Below are 3,108 nucleotides of genomic sequence, written 5' to 3'. Positions count from 1 at the left end.
ACTGTCGACCGCCCCTCCGCCGCCTACACCGACCAAGCAGCAGAGTGCCGAGCAGCACCCCTCAGCGCATCAGGAACTGGCCGCGTTCATCCGTACGCGGGTGGGGACGTTCACGTGTACGCCGACAATCGCAGAACGGCGAGGCGAGGAATGCCTCGTCGACCACCTTCTCCGGATGCGGGTTGAGCGAGCGGGCCGCCGCCAGGGCGGCCACCTTCGGGTCCGTCGCCGTCGATGCCACCGTGTCACTCCCTCGTTCCGAGCCGGTGTCACCAGGTTCGCGCCGACAGGTGGGGCTGCCAAGCCCTCAAGGTCGGCGCACGGAGGCGAAGCAGCAGGTGGGGGCGCACTCCGGGGGCTTCCTCCGCGCGCCGCCGGACGGCACGGGCACACGATACGGCGTGGATCAGACGACGCTCACGGCGTCGTCTTCCCGACATTGCCGGAGCGGAGCGCGTCGATCAGGTCGGCGGCGGCCAGCAGGTCGTCCACGCGGAACGGGCAGCGACCCGCGGCGACCACCACGAACGGATCTACTGGGTCGATGTCCGTCCACGCTGCAGGCAGCGAGGCCACCTCCCCGTTCTCGTCCACGAAGCTGACCCTATCCTCGTCCCAGGCCAGACGCCGGTCGACGAAGACGAACTCCCGCCCGCACCACGGATGGAACGGATGCGTCACCCGGATAACTCCCGGCTGACCGTACTGATCGGGTGCAGTCGACGACGTGTGGCAAAGGCGCGATCGAGAAAACGTTGGGTTCGGTGGCAACGCTGTTCGCGCAGTTCGTCGCGGGTTACACCGGCCGATCGGTGGACCGCCGGGGCCGGGGCTTGGAGAACGGACCGCTGTGGTCCCTGCCCGAACCAGGGCCTGCTCGACGAGTGGATCGTCATCTGGCAGAACCGTCCGCACGACGCACTGAGGGACCCGGACTCGCCGAAGCGCGCGTTCACGCCGAACGAGAAGTACGCGACGCTGCTGGAGTCGTGCGGCTACGTTCCGGCCCCGTTCAGCGGCGAGGACTACGTCGAGTTGCTGCCCGAGCGCTGGCAGGCGATCAACTCCTACGGCATCCGGATCAACCACCGCACCTACGACGACGCCGAACTGACCCCGTTGCGCCGCCAGCACTCCGGGGTGGCGGAGAAGAAGGGACTGTGGGAGATCCACTACGACCCCTACGACGTCCCCCGTGTCTGGGTACGCGACCGCCGCAGTGAGCCGGCCCGGTGGATCACGGTGTTCTGGAAACATCTGCACCGCGTCGGCGTCCCGTTCGGCGAGATGGCCTGGGACCACGCCCGCGAACAGGTCCCGGAAGGACCATGCGACGAAGCGGTCCCGGCGCGTCGTCGCACAGACCCGGGCCACTGCCTCCGACCGGCCGGTCCCCGATCCGCCCACCGCCGAAGCAGTTCAGGACGATCAGGCGGACACCGAGTCGGCGAAGGTCATCCCGCTGGGCCTGTTTGATCCGCTCGCCAACCCCTGGAGGCGTCCGTGACCATCTCCGAACCCGCAGCCCGGCCGACTTCTCTGCGGGAGGCCGATGCCGAGACCAACCGGCAACTGACGACCCTGGAAGGATGGCGCAGGTTCATTGCGGGCCCGCCCCAGCCCCCGGTCCTGCTGCCCCTCGCTGAGCTGGGCAAAATGTCTCCGGTCGAGCGGGCGCTCTACGACGAGGACCGGCTCGATCATCACGCCCGGATGCTCGTGGTCGCCACCTCGTTCGTCGAGAAGACGGTGGTCTGCGGCCGACGGCTGGTCCTGCTCAACCGGCACGCGATCAGCGCTCGCCGCGGCCTGATGGTCTCCGGGCTGCCCGGCACGGGCAAGACCAGCGCCCTCACCCAGCTCGGGCTCGCCCACGAACTCCTCGACCGGGCCCGCCACCCGAACGTCGCCGACCGCATCCCAGTGCTCTACATCACCGTCCCGCCCGCGGCGACCGCACGCATGATCGCGGCCGAGTTCGCGCGCTTCCTGGGCCTGCCGGTCCGGGCCAGATCAAACATGACCGACATCATCGAAGCGGTGGTCGGCGTCTGCACGGACACCCGCACCGGCCTGGTCCTGGTCGACGAAATCCACAACGTCTCGCAGGTCACACGGGCCGGTGCCGAGGTCTCCGACACCCTGAAGTACTTCTCAGAACGCCTCCCCGCGACGTTCGCCTACGCGGGCATCAACCTCGAAACCAGCGAACTGCTGGCAGGCACCCGGAGCGCCCAGATCGCGAGCCGCTTCACCCTCGTCCCCACCCGCCGGTTCCCCTACGGTGACGAGTGGAAGGGCCTGGTCGCGACCCTGGAGCAGACTCTTCTCCTGCACGACCATCCACCGGGCAGTCTGGTCAAGCTGGACCGCTACCTCCACAAACGTACTGACGGGATGATCGGCGCGCTGTCCCATGCGGTCCGAGGCGCCGCGATCGACGCGATCCTCAACGGCACAGAACGCGTGACGAAGAACGGCCTTGACGCGGTCCCCCTGGACCACGCTGCGGAAATCCCGAAGAAGAACCAGCTGAAGTGACCCGCCCAGCGCCCGAGCTGCCCCACCGGCTGGCTCCACTGCCGGTTCGACTACGCCCCTGCGCCGGCGAGATCACCGACTCCTACGTCCGCCGCCTCGCCCGCGCGAACCACCTCAAGCCGAGCTACCTGCACTGTTTCCTCAACGGACCGCCGTTCTGGTTCGGCAAGCCCCAACTCGCCCGTCTGGCTGCTGTCTCCGGACGCTCCGAGGAGTCCCTGGACCGGGCACTAGCTGACGCCAGTTCCCCGCGCGGCCGCATGAAACCCAACCCACGCACAACACGAACAGAGCTGTTCCCGGGCCAGCCCCATCTCCCCCTGCTCATCTACATCGACGCCCGCAGAGGTCACACCATTCAGGACCTGGCCTTACGGCACCAAGTCCCTCGACGTCTCGTCCGCCTCGCCCTGGACACCATGCAACCTCCTCCCCGAGGAGGGAGTGTCATGAATCAGGTGTGCATCTCCCCGAAGGAGTCACCTGATGAGTACGACGATGGATCACCTGATCGAGACCATGGACCGCGTGTCGCTTGCCGTGGCCGGCGGCAGTGTTCAGGGTGCC

At 67.9% G+C, this 3,108-nt stretch carries 4 protein-coding genes; 2 read left to right on the top strand and 2 right to left on the bottom strand.

Annotated features, from left to right (window positions below; all coding sequences use genetic code 11):
• Window positions 1-61 precede the first annotated feature (61 nt).
• On the bottom strand, window positions 62-241 hold the full coding sequence (locus C1I97_RS34100) for a hypothetical protein (RefSeq protein ID WP_111006862.1): 180 nt from the start codon (window positions 239-241) through the stop codon (window positions 62-64).
• Window positions 242-417: 176 nt separating this feature from the next.
• Complete coding sequence (locus tag C1I97_RS34095) at window positions 418-681, bottom strand: Y4bD/Y4pK family protein (RefSeq protein ID WP_258382876.1); 264 nt, start codon at window positions 679-681, stop codon at window positions 418-420.
• A gap of 48 nt (window positions 682-729) precedes the next feature.
• Between C1I97_RS34095 and C1I97_RS34090 the strand changes: the two genes are divergently transcribed.
• Window positions 730-1,476: a Mu transposase C-terminal domain-containing protein gene (locus C1I97_RS34090; protein ID WP_309147847.1), complete on the top strand. Its 747-nt coding sequence runs from the start codon at window positions 730-732 to the stop codon at window positions 1,474-1,476.
• Window positions 1,477-1,503: 27 nt separating this feature from the next.
• Window positions 1,504-2,541 (top strand): TniB family NTP-binding protein, encoded by a 1,038-nt coding sequence (locus C1I97_RS34085; RefSeq protein ID WP_441349187.1) that lies wholly within the window; start codon window positions 1,504-1,506, stop codon window positions 2,539-2,541.
• Window positions 2,542-3,108: the final 567 nt, after the last annotated feature.

Source organism: Streptomyces sp. NTH33 (assembly GCF_003236365.1).
In the GTDB taxonomy this organism is placed as follows: Bacteria; Actinomycetota; Actinomycetes; order Streptomycetales; family Streptomycetaceae; genus Streptomyces.
The sequence above is the reverse complement of the archived record's forward strand: the minus strand, read 5'-3'. Positions and strand labels throughout refer to the sequence as shown.